The organism is Mesorhizobium sp. B4-1-3 (assembly GCF_006439355.1).
GTDB lineage: Bacteria > Pseudomonadota > Alphaproteobacteria > Rhizobiales > Rhizobiaceae > Mesorhizobium.
In genome coordinates this window covers 118,342-136,038 of record NZ_VFTG01000004.1, presented here as the reverse complement: position 1 = coordinate 136,038, position 17,697 = coordinate 118,342, and the positions used below count along the sequence as shown (strand labels likewise).

The 17,697-nt window shown below is 63.3% G+C and carries 20 protein-coding genes; 14 read left to right on the top strand and 6 right to left on the bottom strand.

Features of this window, described 5'->3' with window-relative positions; genetic code table 11:
• Nucleotides 1-105 precede the first annotated feature (105 nt).
• The 3 genes from FJW06_RS07485 to clpA all read left to right on the top strand — a co-directional run bounded on the left by FJW06_RS07485 (nt 106) and on the right by clpA (nt 3,511).
• On the top strand, nt 106-435 hold the full coding sequence (locus FJW06_RS07485; RefSeq protein WP_040972326.1) for a phasin family protein: 330 nt from the start codon (nt 106-108) through the stop codon (nt 433-435).
• Between the two features lie 277 nt (nt 436-712).
• The gene (gene clpS, locus FJW06_RS07480; RefSeq protein ID WP_246674561.1) at nt 713-1,039 is read left to right on the top strand and encodes an ATP-dependent Clp protease adapter ClpS; all 327 of its coding nucleotides are present in this window, start codon (nt 713-715) and stop codon (nt 1,037-1,039) included.
• Nucleotides 1,040-1,045: 6 nt separating this feature from the next.
• The gene (gene clpA, locus FJW06_RS07475; RefSeq protein WP_140750169.1) at nt 1,046-3,511 is read left to right on the top strand and encodes an ATP-dependent Clp protease ATP-binding subunit ClpA; all 2,466 of its coding nucleotides are present in this window, start codon (nt 1,046-1,048) and stop codon (nt 3,509-3,511) included.
• 89 nt (nt 3,512-3,600) lie between these two features.
• Here clpA and FJW06_RS07470 read toward each other — a convergent pair whose 3' ends face one another.
• The 5 genes from FJW06_RS07470 to FJW06_RS07450 form a co-directional block, all read right to left on the bottom strand.
• Nucleotides 3,601-4,029 carry an HIT domain-containing protein gene (locus tag FJW06_RS07470; protein ID WP_140750167.1) on the bottom strand — a complete coding sequence of 143 codons (429 nt, stop codon included), beginning with the start codon at nt 4,027-4,029 and terminating at the stop codon, nt 3,601-3,603.
• Between the two features lie 64 nt (nt 4,030-4,093).
• Nucleotides 4,094-4,498: a hypothetical protein gene (locus tag FJW06_RS07465; protein WP_140750165.1), complete on the bottom strand. Its 405-nt coding sequence runs from the start codon at nt 4,496-4,498 to the stop codon at nt 4,094-4,096.
• A 121-nt stretch (nt 4,499-4,619) separates the two neighbouring features.
• Entirely contained in the window at nt 4,620-5,834 is a 1,215-nt protein-coding gene (locus FJW06_RS07460; RefSeq protein ID WP_140750163.1) for a GNAT family N-acetyltransferase, read from the bottom strand.
• Nucleotides 5,835-6,001: 167 nt separating this feature from the next.
• Entirely contained in the window at nt 6,002-6,730 is a 729-nt protein-coding gene (locus tag FJW06_RS07455; RefSeq protein WP_140750640.1) for a glycerophosphodiester phosphodiesterase, read from the bottom strand.
• Nucleotides 6,731-6,738: 8 nt separating this feature from the next.
• Complete coding sequence (locus FJW06_RS07450; RefSeq protein ID WP_040994991.1) at nt 6,739-7,203, bottom strand: RidA family protein; 465 nt, start codon at nt 7,201-7,203, stop codon at nt 6,739-6,741.
• Between the two features lie 140 nt (nt 7,204-7,343).
• Between FJW06_RS07450 and FJW06_RS07445 the strand changes: the two genes are divergently transcribed.
• The 4 genes from FJW06_RS07445 to tsf all read left to right on the top strand — a co-directional run bounded on the left by FJW06_RS07445 (nt 7,344) and on the right by tsf (nt 10,560).
• Nucleotides 7,344-8,174, top strand: a complete 831-nt coding sequence (locus FJW06_RS07445) for a cell envelope integrity EipB family protein (protein WP_140750161.1) — start codon at nt 7,344-7,346, stop codon at nt 8,172-8,174.
• An 83-nt stretch (nt 8,175-8,257) separates the two neighbouring features.
• The gene (locus tag FJW06_RS07440; RefSeq protein ID WP_040987257.1) at nt 8,258-8,536 is read left to right on the top strand and encodes a DUF4031 domain-containing protein; all 279 of its coding nucleotides are present in this window, start codon (nt 8,258-8,260) and stop codon (nt 8,534-8,536) included.
• A 202-nt stretch (nt 8,537-8,738) separates the two neighbouring features.
• Complete coding sequence (gene rpsB / locus FJW06_RS07435) at nt 8,739-9,518, top strand: 30S ribosomal protein S2 (protein ID WP_140750159.1); 780 nt, start codon at nt 8,739-8,741, stop codon at nt 9,516-9,518.
• Nucleotides 9,519-9,639: 121 nt separating this feature from the next.
• The gene (gene tsf / locus FJW06_RS07430; protein WP_140750157.1) at nt 9,640-10,560 is read left to right on the top strand and encodes a translation elongation factor Ts; all 921 of its coding nucleotides are present in this window, start codon (nt 9,640-9,642) and stop codon (nt 10,558-10,560) included.
• Nucleotides 10,561-10,613: 53 nt separating this feature from the next.
• Here the strand turns inward: tsf and FJW06_RS07425 are convergent, their stop codons facing one another.
• On the bottom strand, nt 10,614-11,540 hold the full coding sequence (locus tag FJW06_RS07425; protein WP_140750155.1) for a LysR family transcriptional regulator: 927 nt from the start codon (nt 11,538-11,540) through the stop codon (nt 10,614-10,616).
• A gap of 113 nt (nt 11,541-11,653) precedes the next feature.
• Here FJW06_RS07425 and FJW06_RS07420 point away from each other — a divergent pair, with 113 nt between their 5' ends.
• From FJW06_RS07420 to rseP, 7 genes are all read left to right on the top strand, one after another.
• Complete coding sequence (locus tag FJW06_RS07420) at nt 11,654-12,181, top strand: nuclear transport factor 2 family protein (protein ID WP_140750153.1); 528 nt, start codon at nt 11,654-11,656, stop codon at nt 12,179-12,181.
• A 35-nt stretch (nt 12,182-12,216) separates the two neighbouring features.
• Nucleotides 12,217-13,326 (top strand): aldo/keto reductase, encoded by a 1,110-nt coding sequence (locus FJW06_RS07415; protein WP_140750151.1) that lies wholly within the window; start codon nt 12,217-12,219, stop codon nt 13,324-13,326.
• 163 nt (nt 13,327-13,489) lie between these two features.
• The gene (gene pyrH, locus FJW06_RS07410) at nt 13,490-14,212 is read left to right on the top strand and encodes a UMP kinase (protein ID WP_140750149.1); all 723 of its coding nucleotides are present in this window, start codon (nt 13,490-13,492) and stop codon (nt 14,210-14,212) included.
• Nucleotides 14,213-14,302: 90 nt separating this feature from the next.
• Nucleotides 14,303-14,857, top strand: coding sequence for a ribosome recycling factor (frr, locus tag FJW06_RS07405; RefSeq protein WP_082037291.1), 555 nt, complete (start codon nt 14,303-14,305; stop codon nt 14,855-14,857).
• Nucleotides 14,858-14,886: 29 nt separating this feature from the next.
• Nucleotides 14,887-15,606, top strand: a complete 720-nt coding sequence (locus FJW06_RS07400; protein ID WP_140545922.1) for an isoprenyl transferase — start codon at nt 14,887-14,889, stop codon at nt 15,604-15,606.
• 12 nt (nt 15,607-15,618) lie between these two features.
• A complete protein-coding gene (locus FJW06_RS07395; RefSeq protein WP_140750147.1) occupies nt 15,619-16,434 on the top strand; it encodes a phosphatidate cytidylyltransferase in 816 nt (271 codons plus the stop codon).
• A gap of 104 nt (nt 16,435-16,538) precedes the next feature.
• The gene (rseP, locus tag FJW06_RS07390) at nt 16,539-17,681 is read left to right on the top strand and encodes an RIP metalloprotease RseP (RefSeq protein ID WP_140750145.1); all 1,143 of its coding nucleotides are present in this window, start codon (nt 16,539-16,541) and stop codon (nt 17,679-17,681) included.
• Nucleotides 17,682-17,697: the final 16 nt, after the last annotated feature.

Sequence of the window (17,697 nt, the reverse complement as noted above, 5' to 3'; positions counted from 1 at the left end):
CGCGCCAAGGGATTCTTGACTTTTGTGCATTGCACAATATATTGAGGTGCATTGCACAAGGGCGCCCGGGGCCAAAAGGGCGTTTCAACCGAAGGGAAGTATGAAATGACCCAGACCTATGAGGACTTCACGAAATACGGCAAGGAGTTTGCCGACACGGGGCTGAAGAGCTTTGCCTCGCTCACCAAGGGAGCGCAGGCGATCGCCACCGAGGCCGGCGAATACACCAAGAAGAGCTTCGAGGCCGGCAGCGCCGCCTTCGAGAAGCTGTTCTCGGCCAAGTCGATCGAGAAGGCCATCGAGATCCAGACCGATTACGCCAAGCAGAGCTATGAGAGCTTCGTGGCCGAGGCCAGCAAGATCGGCAATCTCTATGCCGAGCTCGCCAAGGAAGCCTATAAGCCCTTCGAATCGGTGGTCGCCAAGGCGAAGTAATTTCGGCTGGTCACAGCCGATACGGCCAACCGGCCTGCGGAAAGGACCCGGTCGCGGAAACGCGGCCGGGTTTTTTCATGCGCAATCGCAACCCGATGCGCCTTGCCGCATTCACGATTGAGAATTTCGCTGAGGTTTGCCCACCTAGCCATATTGTCAGCTAAACAGAAGGGCTTAAAATCGTCCATCGAGAACCTACATGTTGAGCTCGCATGAGGATTCGAAAAGGCTGGACTACGTGACGATCGGTTTGACTGCCACGGCAGACGTGGTGCGAATGCAAGGTGACGGTGACCGCAACGATCCCGGTCGCGGCACTGCTGTCATCACGCGCACCAAAACCAAGACCAAGAAGCCCAGCCTCTACCGGGTCCTTATTCTGAACGACGACTACACTCCGATGGAGTTCGTCGTTCACGTCCTGGAACGGTTTTTCCAAAAGGACCGCGAAGCCGCCACACGCATCATGCTTCATGTTCACAATCATGGAGTGGGCGAGTGCGGCATCTACACATTCGAGGTGGCCGAGACCAAAGTGTCCCAGGTCATGGATTTCGCCCGACAGAATCAGCATCCGCTGCAATGCGTGATGGAGAAGAAGTGAGGTAACATGCCGGCTTTCTCCCAAGGCCTGGAAAAGGCGCTACATCAGGCGCTGACATTCGCCAACGAGCGGCATCATGAGTATGCGACGCTCGAACATCTGCTGCTCGCCCTTATCGACGACACCGAGGCGGCCGCCGTCATGCGTGCCTGCAACGTCGATCTCGACGAGCTCAAGCATACCGTTCTCACCTATATCGACACGGAGCTCGACAACCTCGTCACCGGTTACGACGAGGATTCGAAGCCGACGGCAGGCTTCCAGCGCGTCATCCAGCGCGCCGTGATCCATGTGCAGTCGTCCGGCCGCGAGGAAGTGTCCGGCGCCAATGTGCTCGTCGCCATCTTTGCCGAGCGCGAGAGCCACGCCGCCTATTTCCTGCAGGAACAGCAGATGACCCGCTACGATGCGGTCAACTACATCTCGCATGGCATCGCCAAGCGCCCCGGCGCTTCGGAATCGCGCACGCCGCGCGGCGCCGAGGACGAGCAGGGCGGCCAGAACGGCGCCGAGCCGCAGGAAGAGGGCGGCAAGAAGAAGCAGCAGGACGCGCTGACGGCCTACTGCATCAACCTCAACAACAAGGCGCGCGCCGGCAAGATCGACCCGCTGATCGGCCGCGACAGCGAGATCAACCGCACCATCCAGGTGTTGTGCCGCCGTTCCAAGAACAACCCGCTCTATGTCGGCGACCCCGGTGTCGGCAAGACGGCCATCGCCGAGGGGCTCGCCAAGCGCATCGTCGAGGGCGACGTGCCGGAAGTGCTGCAGGACGCCACCATCTTCGCGCTCGACATGGGCACGCTCTTGGCCGGCACCCGCTATCGCGGCGATTTCGAGGAGCGGCTGAAGCAGGTCGTGAAGGAGCTCGAGGACTATCCGGGCGCGGTGCTGTTCATCGACGAGATCCACACCGTGATCGGGGCCGGCGCCACTTCGGGCGGCGCCATGGATGCTTCGAACCTTCTGAAGCCGGCGCTTTCGTCCGGCGCGATCCGCTGCATCGGCTCGACCACCTACAAGGAGTTCCGGCAGTTCTTCGAGAAGGACCGCGCGCTGGTGCGGCGCTTCCAGAAGATCGACGTCAACGAGCCGACCATCGAGGACGCCATCGAGATCATGAAGGGCCTGAAGCCCTATTTCGAGGAGTTCCACAAGGTCCGCTACACCAGCGAGGCGATCAAGGCCTCGGTCGAGCTGTCGGCCCGCTACATCAGCGACCGCAAGCTGCCGGACAAGGCGATCGACGTGATCGACGAAACCGGCGCCTCGCAGATGCTGGTGCCGGAGGCCAAGCGCAAAAAGACGATCGGCATCAAGGAGATCGAGGCGACGATCGCCACCATGGCGCGCATCCCGCCGAAGACGGTCTCGGCAGATGATGAGAAGGTGCTGCAGGGGCTCGATATCGAGCTGAAGCGCGTGGTCTACGGCCAAGATACGGCCATCACTGCGCTGACCTCGGCGATCAAGCTGGCGCGCGCCGGCCTGCGCGAACCGGAGAAGCCTATCGGCTCCTACCTGTTCTCAGGCCCGACCGGCGTCGGCAAGACGGAAGTCGCCAAGCAGCTTGCCGCCTCGCTCGGCGTCGAGCTGATCCGGTTCGACATGTCGGAATACATGGAACGCCACACCGTCTCGCGGCTGATCGGCGCGCCTCCCGGCTATGTCGGCTTCGACCAGGGCGGTCTGCTCACCGACGGCGTTGACCAGCATCCGCATTGCGTGCTGCTGCTTGACGAAGTCGAGAAGGCGCATCCGGACCTGTTCAACATCCTGTTGCAGGTGATGGACCACGGCAAGCTGACCGACCACAACGGCAAGCAGATCGACTTCCGCAACGTGATCCTGATCATGACCACCAATGCGGGAGCCTCGGATGCGCAGCGCGCGGCGATCGGTTTCGGCTCGACCAAGCGCGAGGGCGACGATGTCGAGGCGATCAACCGGCTGTTCACGCCGGAGTTCCGCAACCGTCTGGACGCGATCATCCCGTTCGGCTCGCTGCCGGTGCCGGTGATCCATCAGGTGGTGCAGAAGTTCGTCATGCAGCTCGAGGCCCAGCTCTCCGAGCGTGGCGTCACCTTCGATCTGTCGCCGGACGCGATCGCCTGGCTGGCCGACAAGGGTTATGACGAGCGCATGGGCGCGCGTCCGCTCGGCCGGGTCATCCAGGAGCACATCAAGAAGCCGCTGGCCGACGAGGTGCTGTTCGGCAAGCTCAAGAAGGGCGGCACGGTGCGTGTCACCGTCGAGAAGAAGGAAACCGGCGAATCCGGCCTGAAGCTCGAATCGCTCGCCGACGAGTCGCCCGTGCAGCCGAAGAAGGAAGAGCCGGAAGACTCGCCGAAGCCGAAGAAGGCGGCGGCCAAGAAGCCGGCGCCCAAGAAGGCCGTGGCGCAGAAGCCGGAGCTGAAGGGCAAGGACGGCAACAAACGCAGCCTTGTGCCGCAACTGCCGCGCAAGGGCTGATCGGCCTTCATGTGAAATGCAAAAGAGCCCCGGCAATGGGGCTCTTTTCTTTTGAGCGGTCAGCGCGCAGGAACAGAGTCGAGGTCTGGTCAGCTTCCCAGCGCCGCGCGGATCTTGTCGGCGTTCTCGGCCAGCACCTCCGGCTTCTCCATCTGGCCGGAATGCGGCTTCAAGGGCACGCCTTCGAAGCGCGGGATGACATGGACATGGAGGTGGTAGACGGTTTGCCCGGAAGCCGGCTCGTTGAACTGCATGATGGTGACGCCGTCCGCGTTGAAAGCTTTTTTCACCGCGACCGCAACTTTCTGCACGACGCCGAACAACGGTCCGAACGTTGCCGGATTGCCGTCGAGCATGTTGCGCGACGGCGCCTTGGGCACCACCAGCGTGTGGCCCGTGCCTTGCGGCATCACATCCATGAAGGCGACGACCGCGTCGTCCTCGTAGACGCGGTGCGAGGGGATCTCGCCGCGCAGGATCTTGGCGAAGATGTTGCCGGGATCATAGGCTTCGGCCATGGGGGACACTCCCAATTGCATTCGCTACCCGGTGTAGCGAAGCCGCCGGTAGGCGGCAAGGCGTTCAGGCGAGATCGACCATGCCCGCTTCGACAAGAGCCCGGTGGAAGCGTTTCTTGCGCACAGACTCGCTCGCGAAATAGGCGCGGCACAGTCCGCCAGAAGGGCCGCCCTGGTCGCGAATACCGGATCGAACGGCAGACGCGCGGCCGACATGGTCAACGTCGACAGGAAGGCCGCGTGGAACATGGCAGGAGCCGCCAAATCGCCGGGCAACGCGCCGTTTACTTATCTCGATCGCGTAGAAGGTTTTGTGCAAGGCCCTGTCGGAAGGCGGCAGGCCGGTGAGGGCGGCCGTGAATGAGGGCTGGTGATGCCGTAACGCACGATGATGGCCGGCCGGCCGTTCAGCGCGGTTTTGGGTCGTCGCAGGCTGGCTGCTGTTCATTGTCTCGGCGCTGTTTTTCATCGCCGCCGCATGGCGCGCGGGCGATCTGCTGGCGCTCGCCGGCGCCGTGCTCTTTCTGGTCGCCTGCTTCTCGTTCCTTGTTCCGGTCGCTGCCAGAAAGCCGCACTGACCGCCAGACCGGCTATTCCTCCAGGTCCTTGCGGAAGGGCGTGTGCTCTTCGAGATATTCGCCCATGCGCTCGACCTCGCGCCGCTCGCGCCTGAGATAGTCGGCGACGGCGTTGCGCAGGCCGGGATGCGAGATGTAGTGCGCCGAATGCATGGTCACCGGCCGGTAGCCGCGCGCCAGCTTGTGCTCGCCCTGCGCGCCTGCCTCCACCACCTTGAGCTTGCGTTCGATGGCGAAATCGATTGCCTGATGGTAGCAGACCTCGAAATGCAGGAAGGGGTGGTCCTCGATGCAACCCCAGTTGCGTCCATAGAGCGCGTCGGAACCGATGAAGTTGATGGCGCCGGCGATGTAGCGGCCGTTGCGCCTGGCCATCACCAGAAGAATGTCGTCGGCCATGCGTTCGCCGATCAGCGAGAAGAACTGGCGATTGAGATAGGGCCGGCCCCATTTCCTGCCGCCGGTATCCATGTAGAAAGCAAAGAAATCGTCCCAGGCGCGTTCGGTGATGTCCTTGCCGGTCAGCCAGTCGATCGAGATGCCGTCGACCAGCGCCTCGCGACGCTCCTTCTTCATTGCCTTGCGCTTGCGCGAGGCGAGCGTGGCGAGGAAGTCGTCATAGGTCGAAAAGCCGTCATTGAAGAAATGGAACTGCTGGTCGGTGCGGTGAAGAAAACCGGCCGCTTCCAGCGTCGCGACATCGGGCTCGGTGGCGAAGGTGACATGCGCGGAAGAGACGCCGAGCTTGTCGGTCACGAGCTTCAGGCCCTCCGCCAATCCGGCCTTCACGGCGCCCGCGTCCTCGCCTTTGCTGACCAGCAGGCGAGGGCCGGTGACCGGCGTGAACGGCACCGAGCATTGCAGCTTGGGATAATAGCGGCCACCGGCCCGCTCGAAGGCGTCGGACCAGCCATGGTCGAAGACATATTCGCCCTGGCTGTGCGACTTGAGATAGCAAGGGACGGCGCCGAGAAGCCTGCCTTGCGCGGTTTCCAGCCGCAGGTGATGGCCCTGCCAGCCGGTGCGCCGGACAGCGCAGCCGGAGTCCTCCAAGGCGCTTAGAAAAGCGAATGAAACAAGCGGGTTGTAGCCGTTTTCTTTATCGCTGCGCGTGGTTCCGGCAAAGCCGTCCCATTCCTCGCAGGTGAAGGCGCCGATGCCCGCAGCGACGCGGATCGCATAATCCGCGTTCGCTGCCCGTCCATCGTCGTTGTCGCCTTGATCCATGCGGCTTATTTAAGCGTCCTCAAGGCTGCTACAAGTCACGTTTCAGGCACCGCCTCAGAGCATGATGCCGAAAAGTGTGAAACGGTTTTTCGGACGACATTATGCTCTCTCTTTAGATTGTTTAGGGCCGGATGATTTCAGGTCGTTTGACCTGAAATCATCCGGCTCTAGGCGACCTTGACCAGATCGGGTTCGAAGCCCTCGAAGGTCATCTGGTCGGCATATTTGAAGGTGAGGTCGACAGCCGGCTGGTCATGCACGGTCCAGGTGATGACGGGCATTTTCAGCTTTTCGCGCACGAAGCTGACGAAGGGGTTCGGCAGGTCGCCGGCGGCGTAGGAGGTGAAGGCGAGGTCGTGCGCGAGCATGGCGAAATGCGCTTCGATCAACTGGTTGTCCCTGCCGTAGGCGGTCAACCCGCCGGGGATGCCAGGCGCGTCCTTGGCGAAGTCGCGGATCAGCCAGTGGTCGAACGACATGATCGCCACCTTGCCCTTGTAGCGCTTGAGCAGTCGGCCGACGCTTGCCACCAGCCCCGCGTCGTGGCCGGGAACACCTTTCAGCTCGACCACCAGCGGCACGCGGCCATCGATCAGGTCGAGCGCTTCCTCAAGCGTCGGCACATGGTCCTTGGTGCCGCCGATCCTGAGCGTCGCCAGCTCGGCCGCGGTGCGCTGCCAGACGAATCCGTCCTGGCCGGTGAGGCGTTTCAGGTCGCCGTCATGGATGATGACCGGGACGCCGTCTGACGAGATATGCACGTCGCATTCGATCGCGTAGCCGCGCTCGGCCGCCGCGGCGAAGGCCAACAGCGTATTCTCCCAGCGGGTCTTGTTCATGTCGTGGAAGCCGCGATGCGCGACAGGGCGAGCAATCAGCCAGGAGAGATCGGTCATGTTGGGCATCACTCGACTTCGAAGATCGCTTCGATCTCGACCGCGGCGTTGAGCGGCAGCGAGGCGGTGCCGACGGCGGAGCGGGCATGCTTGCCGCGTTCGCCGAGGGCTGCGACCAGGAAGTCGGAGGCGCCGTTGGCAACCAGATGCTGCTCGACGAAGTCCGGCGCTGAGGCGACGAAGACCGTGATCTTGACCAGCCGGCGGATTTTTTCGAGATCGCCAAGCGCTGCCTTGGCCTGCGCCAAGATGTTGATGGCGCAGAATTTCGCGCCTTCCTTGCCTGCGGCGGTATCGATGTCGCGGCCGAGCAATCCGCTTGCCTGCAGCTTGCCGTCCTTCAGCGGCAGCTGGCCGGCGGTGAACAGCGTGTTGCCGGTCCGGCAGTAGGGCACGTAATTCGCGGCGGGCGCGGCGGCGGCCGGGATGGTGACGCCAAGATCGCTTAGCCGCTTTTCGATTGTTTCGCTCATTGGTTTTCCCTATTGCTGGAAGACGCCGCGTTGGCCGGGCCGAAATTGCTATTTTTGCCTCGCTTCCGCCACGACTTTTTTTAAGCTGGACTATCTTTCCCTGCGGCCTGCCCCCCCGGCCGTGACGATCGGAGCAACGCATGCGCGCAACGCGCCTTTTTATCGCCGCCGCCTGTCTTTCGGCCGCGTTCCCAATGGCGCCGGCCTTTGCGGTGCCCGCGCTGCAGGCGCATCGCGCCGTCTACGATCTGACGCTCAACAAGGCCTCCGACCGTTCGGGGATAACCGGCATCACCGGCCGCATGGTCTACGAGTTCAACGGCTCCGCCTGTGAAGGCTATACGGTCAAGTTCCGCTTCGTCACCCAGATCGTCACCAACGACAACACTAGGCTGACCGACCAGCAGACGACGACTTTCGAGGACGCCGAGGGCAAGACTTTTTCCTTCGTGACGAAATCCTTTGTCGACCAGAACCTCGACAAGGAGGTCAGAGGCACGGCCACCAGGGAGGCCAAGGGCCTCAAGGTCGATATCGACAAGCCGGAGAAGAGCAGCCTCGAGCTCGCGGCCACGCAGTTTCCGACCCAGCATCTGGTCGAGCTGATCGGCAAGGCCGAGAAGGGCGAGAATTTCTACCAGACCAACCTGTTCGACGGCTCCGAGGATGCCAACAAGGTGATGACCACCACCGTCATCGTCGGGAAGAAGACCGAGGCCGGCAAGACTGATCCGGAAGCGCCGGCGCTGGCCAAGCTCGCCTCCGACAAATACTGGCCCGTCGACATCGCCTATTTCGACGATACGGACAAAAGCGGCGAGGAAGTGCCGGAATACCGGATCAGCTTCAAGCTGCACGAGAACGGCATCACCCGCGACCTCGTCATGGACTATGGCGACTTCTCGATGACCGGTAAGCTGGTGAACCTGTCGCTGTTCGACCAGACCAAGCCTTGCCCGGCTTCGAAATAGCAGCCTCCCGACGGCAGGCGATCAGGCTTGCACGCTTTGCTCCAACTCGCCATGTGTCGGGATCACGGAATGCGGCGGGCCTGATGGCGGTCTATGTCGATGCGGCGATCTGGAAATGGGCCGGCCACCGTTGGTGCCACCTCCTTGCCGACGACACGGATGAGCTGCATCGTTTCGCCACCGAGCTCGGCCTCAAGCTTTCCTCCTATCAGGGACCGCCCAAGACCTCGGCGCCGCATTACGATATCACCGGCTTCGAGCGCGACCGCGCCGTCCGGCTTGGCGCGATCGAATGCAGCCGCGAGGAGATCGTTGCGATCTTTCGTCGCGTCAGAGTGCCGAACGGCAAGGTAAAACGCTGAGAATTGGGCGGATCGCCGTAGGTCTGGGCGTTTTCCGGCACCCGGCTTGCGTTTGACGGACTTCCCCTCTATATGCGCGCTCATTCCACACACGGACTTTGGTGTCTGCCCGGGAGAAATCCGGCTGAAACCTCCGGTGGCATCAGGACATCCCGTCCGAAATGCCTGTGTCCGTGGAGGCCAACCGGAAAGGAACTAAAGAATGGCTCTGCCAGATTTCAGCATGCGCCAGCTTTTGGAAGCTGGTGTTCACTTCGGCCACCAGACCCATCGCTGGAACCCGAAGATGGCGCCCTACATCTATGGCGCCCGCAACAACATCCACATCATCGACCTGTCGCAGACTGTGCCGCTGCTGCACCAGGCGCTGAAGCAGGTGTCCGACACCGTCGCCAAGGGCGGCCGCGTGCTGTTCGTCGGTACCAAGCGCCAGGCCTCCGACATCGTCGCCGACGCCGCGCAGCGTTCGGCCCAGTATTATGTCAACTCGCGCTGGCTGGGCGGCATGCTCACCAACTGGAAGACGATCTCGAACTCGATCCAGCGCCTGCGCAAGCTCGACGAGACGCTGGCCGGCGAGGCCCAGGGCCTCACCAAGAAGGAGCGCCTGAACCTCGACCGCGAGCGCGAGAAGCTCAACAAGGCTCTCGGCGGCATCAAGGACATGGGCTCGACGCCGGACCTGATGTTCGTCATCGATACCAACAAGGAAGCGATCGCCATCCTCGAGGCCAAGCGCCTCGGTATTCCGGTCGTGGCCATCATCGATTCGAACTGCGACCCGGACAAGATCGACTTCCCGATCCCCGGCAATGACGACGCGGCCCGCGCCATCCAGCTCTATTGCGACCTGATCGCCAAGGCGGCCATCGACGGCATCGCCCGCCAGCAGGGCGCGCTCGGCGTCGACATCGGCGCTTCGGCCGAGGCTCCGGTCGAGCCGGCGCTCGACGCTCCGGCTGCCGAAGCTCCGGAAGCTTGATAAGGAAGGCCGGAATCCCGGCCTTCATCTTTCCAATAAGTTGGCGCGCTAAAGCGCTTTTGCCGAGCGCATCATCCGAGTCCCGGTTGGTGCGTCGGCGCATTTGAACAAAGAGGCGACAATGACGATTTCGGCTGCACAGGTCAAAGAACTCCGCGACTTGACCGGCGCGGGCATGATGGACTGCAAGGCGGCGTTGAACGAGACCAACGGCGACATGGAAGCGGCCGTCGACTGGCTGCGCAAGAAGGGTATCTCCAAGGCCGACAAGAAGGCCGGGCGCACCGCCGCCGAGGGCCTGATCGGCGTCGACGCCGGCGTGCGTGAAGCGGCAATCGTCGAGGTCAATTCCGAGACCGACTTCGTCGCCCGCAACGCGGCCTTCCAGGAGATCGTCGCCAACGTCGCCAAGGTTGCGCTCGCCTACGGCACGACCGAGGCGGTCGCCGCCGCGAAGTATCCGGGCTCCGACAAGTCGGTCACCGAGACCATCAAGGACGCGGTCGGCACCATCGGCGAGAACATGGGCTTCCGCCGTTCGGCCAAGCTCACCGTGCCGCATGGCGTGGTGGCGACCTATGTCCACAATGCCGTTGCCGATGGCCTCGGCAAGCTCGGCGTGCTGGTGGCGATCGAGACCACCGGCAACGAGCATGCGGCCAACGCCTTTGCCCGCCAGGTGGCGATGCATGTCGCCGCCAGCAACCCGGTCGCGCTGACCGCCGAGGAAGTCGACCCGACGCTCGTCGAGCGCGAGAAGGCGATCTTCTCCGACCAGGCGCGCCAGTCGGGCAAGCCGGAAGCCATCATCGAGAAGATGGTCGAGGGCCGCCTGCGCAAGTTCTATGAAGAGGTGGTGCTTTTGAAGCAGGCCTTCGTGCTCAATCCCGACATCACCGTCGAGAAGGCGCTGAAGGATGCGGAGAAGGAGATCGGCGCCCCGGCGAAGATCACCGCCTATCTGCGTTACGCGCTGGGCGAGGGCATCGAGAAGGAAACGACCGATTTCGCCGCGGAAGTCGCGGCCGCGGTCAAGAAATAGCTCTGATCCGGGGGAGCGCTCGGCGTTTCCCTTAAGGTGAAGAGCTCACGAGCTCAGGCAACTCGGCCGGGTGTCCGCATGGATGCCCGGCCGATTTCTTGTGCGGTGTCGATAAAGGCCCTGAGCTTCGGCGCCATCGACGCGCGGCGCGGGAAATAAAGGAAGAGGCCGGGTTCCTCGATCGCCGTCTGCGGCAGGATCTGGATGAGGCGGCTGGCGGCAAGGTCGGCGCGCACCAGCGGCTCGAAGACGTAGGCGAGCCCGATGCCGGCGAGCGCCAGGTCGATGGCGCCAAGCGAATCCGTGACGATAGCCGTGCCGCGCGTTTCGACGACGACATCCTTGCCGTTGTCGTTCAGGTCCCAGCGGTAGAGCGCGCCTGACCGAACCAGCCGGTAGCCGATGCAGTTGTGATTGGCGAGATCGGCCACGTCGCGCGGACGGCCGTGCTTTCCGACATAGGCGGGAGAGGCGACGATCACGGCTTTGAACGGCGGCGTCATCCTGACGGCGACCATGTCCTGCGCGATCATCTCGCCCAGCCGGATGCCGGCGTCAAAACCTTCGCCGACGATATCAATCAATCCCTGGTCGGCAACGATCTCGACCGTCACATCGGGATAGCGTTCGGCCATCGCCGCGACCACCGGTGTCACCGCCAGGGGGATCGCTATGTTGGAGGCGTTGATCCTGAGCAGGCCGGCCGGTCTTCCCTTCACGCCGCGGATGCGGTCCATCCGCTCGGCGATGTCCTGGAGGGCTGGGGCCGCCGTCTCCACCAGCGCCTTGCCGGCTTCCGTCAGCGAGACGCTGCGCGTCGTGCGCGCAAAGAGCGGCTGGCCGATGCGCTCTTCCACCAGCCTTACCGCATGGCTGACGGCAGACGGGCTCATGCCGAGCTCAGCAGCGGCAAGCGCGAAGCCGCCGCGCCGCGCCACGGCGACAATGACCGGCAAATGTGTAAGCAGATCGCGATCCATTCATGAATGATATCGCACAGTCTTTGCGAACAATGCAATCTTATCGATGTGCCAGGGCCAGCTCATATTGTCGTCGCCACATCGGCGATGGGCTGATGCTCGAGGAGAGACAAATGACCGCGTTGAGACATGTAACTTTTGCCGCAGGCATGGCGCTGGCGCCGGTGGATGCGGGTGGCGCAGAACCGGCCGGCTGGCAGGCGCTTGCCGATGAGCGCGCGGTGATCCGCATCGCCGACGCCATCGACCGCGCCGTGGATGCGCAGGACTGGGCGCTTGCCCGCAGCTATTTCGCCGACCGCGTCACCGCCGATTTCAGCAGCCTGTCCGGGCAACCCGCGGCCAACATCGCTTCCGACGAGCTGATCGGCGCCTGGGCGGGCAATCTCAAGGGCAGCAAGACCAGCCTGCATCTGCGCACCAACCATCAGGTCGTGCTCGAGGCCGATGCCGCGACCGTCCATTCCAACGGCTATGCCTGGAACCGGATGGAAGGCAATGGCGACCCGCTCTGGGAAGTCTGGGGCACCTATGAGCACCATCTGACGCGCTCGGTTGCCGGCTGGAAGGTCGACGGCTTCACCTTCCGCATGACGCATGAGCGCGGCAATCCCTGGGTCAAGGCGACCCCCGGCCAGTGACCGGCAGCAAATCAGTTCAGAATCGGAAGACCACCATGACCATGACCTATTACACGCTTGGCAACAGCGGGCTGCGCGTCAGCCGGCTGGCGCTCGGCACCATGACCTTCGGCACCGAATGGGGCTGGGGCGCGGACCGTGAGACCGCGCGCGCTATGTTCGATGCTTATGTGGAAGCCGGCGGAAACTTCTTCGACACGGCCGACCTCTATACCGGCGGCACAGCCGAGACCTGGCTCGGCGAGTTCGTCGCCGAGCGCGGCCTGCGCGACAAGGCGGTGATCGCCACCAAATTCACCATGAATTCCGAGGCCGGCAATCCCAATGCCGGCGGCAATGGCCGCAAGAACATCATGCGGGCGGTGGACGCCTCGCTGAAGCGGCTCGGCACCGATTATATCGACCTCTACCTGTTGCATGTCTGGGACCGGATCACCCCGGCCGAGGAGGTGCTGCGCACGCTTGATGACCTCGTTCGCGCCGGCAAGGTGCGCCATATCGGCCTTTCCGACGTGCCGGCCTGGTATGCCGGTCGCGCACAGGCGATCGCCGAACTGCGCGGCTATGAGCCAGTCTCGGCGCTGCAGCTCGAATATTCGCTCGCCGAGCGCGCCATCGAACATGAATATGTGCCTTTCGCCGCCCGTCATGGCGCCGGCATCATGGTGTGGAGCCCATTGGCCAGCGGCCTGCTCAGCGGCAAATACAGGCCGACGCAAGCCGGGAATGCCGGAAGGCTCGACGGCTTCCGCAACACCACGCATCCCGGCTTCCGGAAGTTCAGCGACCGCAACTGGACGATCGTGGCGGAGCTCGAAAAGGTGGCGGCCGAGCTTGGCCGCAGCATGGCGCAGGTCGCGCTCGCCTGGGTGGCGACGCAGCCCGGCGTCGCGTCCGTCATCCTCGGGGCGACGAAGCTCAACCAGCTCGAGGATAATCTCGGCGCGCTCGATTTTTCGATACCCGCAGAGCTTCGCGCGCGGCTGGAAAAGGTCAGCGCCGCGCCGGCGCCGTTCCCACATTCCTATTTCGGGCCCGAGATCCAGGTCCGGGTGACCGGGGGCGTGGTGACCGGCGACAAGCCGGCCGGTTATTCGCCTGCGGTCATCATCGAAGGCGAGGCGGTCAGCATCTCAAGCAGCTGATCAAGGCGGCTACCGACCGAAAAAGCCTGGAATTTTGCACGAGGGCGCGGCGTGACATCGCCGCGCCCTTCGTGTATCGGGTCAACCCGTCATGACAGCATCGCCGGATGAAGCGGGGGCGGTTTGCCTCCAAATTTGCCGCGCCGAGATTTCGAGGAATGAGATGACGGTGAAACCCCTCTATCGACGTGTCGTGCTGAAAGCGTCCGGCGAAGCGTTGATGGGCGAGCAGCATTTCGGCATCGATGTCTCCGTGGTCGACCGCATCGCCGCGGACATCGCCGAGGCACGCGCGTTGGGCGTGGAAGTGGGCGTCGTCATCGGCGGCGGCAATATTTTCCGCGGCGTCGCGGTCGCCTCCAAGGGCGGCGACCGCGTCACCGGCGATCACATGGGCATGCTCGCCACGGTCATCAACTCGCTGGCGCTGCGCACTTCGCTCAACAAGATCGGCGTGGACGCCGTCGTGCTTTCGGCGATCGCCATGCCGGAACTTTGCGAAAGTTTTTCGCAGCGCCAGGCGACCGCCTATATGAACCAGGGCAAGGTGGTCATCTTTGCCGGCGGCACCGGCAACCCGTTCTTCACCACCGATTCGGCAGCGGCCCTGCGTGCCGCCGAGATCGGCGCCGATGCGCTGTTCAAGGGCACGCAGGTCGACGGGGTCTATTCGGCCGATCCCAAGAAGGACCCGAGCGCTGTCCGCTTCGACCGCATCAGCCACGCCGAAGTCATCAAACGCGGGCTTGCGATCATGGATACGGCAGCGATTGCACTTGCGCGCGAAAACAACATTCCGATAATCGTCTATTCGATCCACGAAAAAGGTGGTTTCGGCGATATTCTGAGGGGCGGCGGCCAATGCACGGTCGTCACCGACAAGTAGCAGGCGCCGGGATCCGTCAAACGATCACGGAACCGCCGACCGAATAACGATAGAAGCAGTGAACCCGGCGAACGGGTCGAGGAGATGATCATGAGTGGCGAGTACGAAGACCTGAAGCGACGCATGGACGGAGCGATCGCCGCATTCAAGCATGACCTGGCTTCGCTGCGCACCGGCCGGGCCTCCAGCAACCTGCTCGACGCCGTTCAGGTGCAGGCCTACGGCACGGCGATGCCCATCAACCAGGTCGCCAATGTCTCGGTGCCGGAGCCGCGCATGATTTCGGTGTCGGTCTGGGACAAGTCGATGGTCAGCGCGGTCGACCGCGCTATCCGCGAGGCCAATCTCGGCTTCAACCCGATCGTCGACGGCACCACGCTGAGGATTCCGCTGCCCGAACTCAACGAGCAGCGCCGCAAGGAATTGGTCAAGATCTCGCATGGCTACGCCGAGAACGCGCGCGTCGCGGTGCGCCATGTCCGCCGCGACGGCATGGATTTCCTCAAGAAGGCTGAGAAGGACGGCACCATCAGCGAGGACGACCAGCGCAAGCGGTCCGACCAGGTCCAGAAGCTGACCGACGAGATGATCAGCACCATCGATCACCTGCTTTCCGATAAGGAAGCTGAAATCATGCAGGTTTAGGGTCGGGTTCCCGGCTCGAAAGCGAGACTATGGCAACGCCCGCGCATGTCGCGATCATCATGGATGGAAACGGACGCTGGGCCAAGGCGCGCGGCCTGCCGCGGCTTGCCGGGCACCGCGCTGGCGTCGAGGCCCTGCGCAAGACCGTTCGTGCGGCGCCCGAGCTCGGCATCTCCTATCTGACCGTCTACGCTTTCTCCTCGGAGAACTGGTCGCGGCCGAAATCCGAGGTCAGCGACCTCATGGGTCTCTTGAAGCTGTTCATCCGCCGCGATCTCGCCGAGCTGCACCAGAACGGGGTGCGGGTGAGGGTGATCGGCGACAAGGAGGGGCTGCAGCCGGACATCAGGGGCCTGCTGCAGGAGGCCGAATCGCTGACTGCCGGCAACGAGGCGCTGACGCTGGTGATCGCCTTCAACTATGGCGGCCGAGACGAGATCGTGCGCACCGCCCGCAAGCTGGCGGAAGCCGTCGCGCGCGGCGACATGGCGAGCGAGGCGATCACGGCGGAAAGCTTCGCTGCGTCGCTCGACACAAAGGGCATTCCCGATCCCGAACTGGTGATCCGGACCAGCGGCGAGCTCAGGCTGTCGAACTTCCTTCTCTGGCAGGCCGCCTATAGCGAGCTTGTCTTCCTGCCTTGCTATTGGCCGGACTTCAGCCGCGAGCATCTGGCCGACGCGTTGCGCGACTTTGCCGGCCGTGAACGACGCTTTGGCGGGCTCGCCGCCCGCGATGTTGCGCTTTAGGCGCCGCCACGCATGAGCAACCTCCAACAGCGCGTCATCTCGGCAATCGTGATGGCGGCTCTGACGCTTTCGCTCACCTGGCTCGGCGGATTGCCGTTCCGGCTGTTTGGCGCGGGAATAGCGGCGCTGATCTTTTACGAATGGACGCGCATGGCGCGCGCCGGCAACGGCGCGGCGCTCGGCTTCCTGACTGAAGCGCTGATTCTGATCTTCATCGTCGCGCTGATCGCCGGCCTGCCGGCCTTGTGGCTGCTTTTGCTGGTCGCGATGCTTGTGGCGGTCGCGGCCATTGCCGCCCGGATCCGGGGGGCTGCGCAGTGGGAAGCCTCCGGGGTGGCCTATGCGGCACTATCCGGCTTTTCGCTCGCCTATCTCCGTGACGACAATCATTCCGGGCTGATTGCGATTCTCTTCCTGTTCGCCGTGGTCTGGGCGACGGACATAGCGGCCTATTTCGTCGGTCGAGCCGTCGGCGGCCCGAAGCTCGCGCCGTCGATTTCGCCCGGCAAGACGCAGAGCGGCGCGCTGGGCGGCGCGGCCGGCGGCGTTATCGCCGGAGTTTTGCTCGCAATCGCCGCCGGCGCCGGCAATCTCGTCCAGCTTGGCCTTGTCGCGCTGGTCCTCTCGGTCGTTTCGCAGATCGGCGACCTGTTCGAATCATGGGTCAAGCGGCGGCACGGCGCCAAGGATTCGAGCAATCTCATTCCCGGCCATGGCGGTGTCATGGACAGGGTGGACGGGCTTGTCGCGGCAGCATTGGCACTGTACGTCATGGGCTGGATCGCGGCGGGCGCCGAGCATCCGGCATTGGGGCTGTTTCCGAACTGAACGACGCAGCAGTAAGGCGAAAAGTGGCGAGAGCCGCGGATTCGCCCGGATTGATGCCACAGTCGGGGTGGAATGTCGCGTGCGGGCGAATTTGAGGGCATGACTTGAACGACATCTTTCACACGGTGTTCAGCACACAGGGCTTCGTCCTTGGCACGCTCGTGCCGTTCCTGTTCGTGCTGACCGTGGTCGTGTTCGTCCACGAGATGGGCCACTATCTGATCGGCCGCTGGTGCGGGATCGGCGTTAAGGCCTTTTCCATCGGCTTCGGCCCTGAGATCTTCGGGTTTTACGACCGCCGCGGCACGCGCTGGAAGCTTTGCGCCATTCCGCTTGGCGGCTACGTCAAATTCGTCGGCGACATGAATGCGACGTCGAGCCAGCCGAGCACGGAAGAGCTCGAAACGCTGACGGAAGCCGAGCGCGAGGTCGCTTTCCATACGCAACCGATCTGGAAGCGCGCCGCCACCGTCGTCGCGGGGCCACTGTTCAATTTCCTGCTGACGATCGCCGTGTTTGCGGTGCTTTTTTCCCTCTATGGCCGTCCGGTCCTGGAGCCGACGGTGGCCGAAGTCACCGCCGGCAGCCCGGCGCAAAAAGCCGGAATCCAGCCAGGCGACCGATTCGTCAAAGTCGACGGCAGCAAGGTGGAGACCTTCGCCGACGTGCAGCGGCTGGTTTCGGGCAGGGCAGGCGATGCCATCACCTTCACCATGCTGCGCGACGGCAAGGAAATCGACGTTACGGCGACCCCGGAGCCCATGGAGCAGCAGGATGCCCTGGGTAACAAGGTCAAGGTCGCGGTGATCGGCGTCGTCAACAACGCCGAGCTCGGGCAGCCGCGCCTGATCTCTTATACGCCGGTCGGCGCGGTGGTGGCCGCGGTTGAGGAAACCGGGCACGTGATCGAGCGCACCGGCCAGTTCCTGCAGCGCTTTGCGCTTGGGCGCGAGGACAAATGCCAGCTGGGGGGGCCGATCAAGATCGCGAAGATGTCGGGCCAGGCAGCCAAGCTCGGCTTCGAGTGGCTGGTGCAGCTTGTTGCATTTCTGTCAGTCGGAATAGGATTTCTCAATCTCCTGCCGATTCCCCCCCTCGACGGCGGCCACCTGTTGTTCTACGGCGTGGAGGCCGTCATAAGGCGGCCCGTTTCGGAGCGAACGATGGAGATGGCCTACCGGACCGGGCTGTTCCTGGTGCTCGGCTTCATGGGCTTCGTGTTTTGGAACGATCTGTTTGGGTGCTGAAATCATGAAGAAATTT

Bases quoted from the DNA above. Each gene is read 5' to 3' on its own strand.
- FJW06_RS07395 (WP_140750147.1), top strand. From the start codon at position 15,619: ATGAGCAACCTCCAACAGCGCGTCATCTCGGCAATCGTGATGGCGGCT.
- FJW06_RS07465 (WP_140750165.1), bottom strand. From the start codon at position 4,498: ATGAAAAACAGCGCCGAGACAATGAACAGCAGCCAGCCTGCGACGACC.
- clpA (WP_140750169.1), top strand. From the start codon at position 1,046: ATGCCGGCTTTCTCCCAAGGCCTGGAAAAGGCGCTACATCAGGCGCTG.
- FJW06_RS07455 (WP_140750640.1), bottom strand. From the start codon at position 6,730: ATGACCGATCTCTCCTGGCTGATTGCTCGCCCTGTCGCGCATCGCGGC.
- tsf (WP_140750157.1), top strand. From the start codon at position 9,640: ATGACGATTTCGGCTGCACAGGTCAAAGAACTCCGCGACTTGACCGGC.
- FJW06_RS07485 (WP_040972326.1), top strand. From the start codon at position 106: ATGACCCAGACCTATGAGGACTTCACGAAATACGGCAAGGAGTTTGCC.
- FJW06_RS07445 (WP_140750161.1), top strand. From the start codon at position 7,344: ATGCGCGCAACGCGCCTTTTTATCGCCGCCGCCTGTCTTTCGGCCGCG.
- FJW06_RS07460 (WP_140750163.1), bottom strand. From the start codon at position 5,834: ATGGATCAAGGCGACAACGACGATGGACGGGCAGCGAACGCGGATTAT.
- FJW06_RS07470 (WP_140750167.1), bottom strand. From the start codon at position 4,029: ATGGCCGAAGCCTATGATCCCGGCAACATCTTCGCCAAGATCCTGCGC.
- FJW06_RS07425 (WP_140750155.1), bottom strand. From the start codon at position 11,540: ATGGATCGCGATCTGCTTACACATTTGCCGGTCATTGTCGCCGTGGCG.
- FJW06_RS07420 (WP_140750153.1), top strand. From the start codon at position 11,654: ATGACCGCGTTGAGACATGTAACTTTTGCCGCAGGCATGGCGCTGGCG.
- FJW06_RS07415 (WP_140750151.1), top strand. From the start codon at position 12,217: ATGACCATGACCTATTACACGCTTGGCAACAGCGGGCTGCGCGTCAGC.
- FJW06_RS07440 (WP_040987257.1), top strand. From the start codon at position 8,258: ATGGCGGTCTATGTCGATGCGGCGATCTGGAAATGGGCCGGCCACCGT.
- rpsB (WP_140750159.1), top strand. From the start codon at position 8,739: ATGGCTCTGCCAGATTTCAGCATGCGCCAGCTTTTGGAAGCTGGTGTT.
- frr (WP_082037291.1), top strand. From the start codon at position 14,303: ATGAGTGGCGAGTACGAAGACCTGAAGCGACGCATGGACGGAGCGATC.
- pyrH (WP_140750149.1), top strand. From the start codon at position 13,490: ATGACGGTGAAACCCCTCTATCGACGTGTCGTGCTGAAAGCGTCCGGC.
- FJW06_RS07400 (WP_140545922.1), top strand. From the start codon at position 14,887: ATGGCAACGCCCGCGCATGTCGCGATCATCATGGATGGAAACGGACGC.
- clpS (WP_246674561.1), top strand. From the start codon at position 713: ATGCAAGGTGACGGTGACCGCAACGATCCCGGTCGCGGCACTGCTGTC.
- FJW06_RS07450 (WP_040994991.1), bottom strand. From the start codon at position 7,203: ATGAGCGAAACAATCGAAAAGCGGCTAAGCGATCTTGGCGTCACCATC.